General features: G+C 70.6%; 1 protein-coding gene. It reads left to right on the plus strand.

Annotation, left to right across the window (positions count from 1 at the left end; all coding sequences use genetic code 11):
- On the plus strand, positions 1-791 hold a 791-nt coding region (locus ASG00_RS07300; RefSeq protein WP_235559414.1), incomplete at its 5' end, for a glycosyltransferase family 9 protein.
- Between the last annotated feature and the right edge of the window lie 88 nt (positions 792-879).

The raw sequence follows: 879 nt of genomic DNA on the forward strand, positions 1-879 counted from the left end.
CCTCGCGCGCCCGTTCGGTCGTCGGGTTCGCACCCGTGCCGTCGCGGGAACCAGCCTGGCTCGGAGACCAGGAGCTCCTCCTCACCGATGTGATCGACCGCGGCGACGTCCCGTTGCTCTCCGTGCAGCAGCTCGAACGGGTAGCCGCCCATCTGGGCGTGCGCTGGACCGACGAGGCGACCCGCCGAGCGGGGACCGCGCTGTACGACGTGTCCGACCGCGATCGGGCCGCGGAGGCCGCCGCTCTGCGGCAGCCTCCGGGACGGGTGGTCGGCTTCGGGATCGGTGCGCGCGATGGGAAGCGGCAGTGGCCGATCGAGCGGCTGAACGACCTCGCCGCCGCGCTCGCTGCGACGGGGCCGTTGTCTGTGCAGGTTCTGGGGGGCGCGGTCGACGTCGAGCGGGCGGCGGCCCTCACCGAGCTGTTGTCGGCCCAGGGGATCCCGGTAGCCGATCTCGCCGGCGCACTCAGCCTCAGTGAGAGTGCAGCCGCGATCAGCCGCTGCGATCTGTTCGTCGGCAACGACTCCGGACTGCAGCACATCGCGTCGAGTCTCGATGTGCCGACGGTCGTCGTCACATGCCATCCCGCCACAGGGTCGCCGTGGAGCGACAACGCGCCGGAGCGCTTCGGCCCGTGGTCGACGCGATGCCGTGTCGTCCAGCCCGCCGCTCCGACCGGTGACTGCGGCGAGGAGTGCGTCGCATCCCATGCCCATTGCATCCTCGCCGTCGAGACGCATGATGTCTTGCGGGCCGTGGAGGAGGTCAGCCGCGAACTCGCGGGTTGAGTCGGCTACGCTCGTTCGGTCGCGCCCACTTCAGTGCGCCCCTGTTGGAAGGTCTGGATCCTCGCAGATGTCTACGCCGCCGTCGATC

Origin of the sequence: Microbacterium sp. Leaf351, from assembly GCF_001423825.1 — a bacterium.
GTDB classification, from domain to species: domain Bacteria; phylum Actinomycetota; class Actinomycetes; order Actinomycetales; family Microbacteriaceae; genus Microbacterium; species Microbacterium ginsengisoli.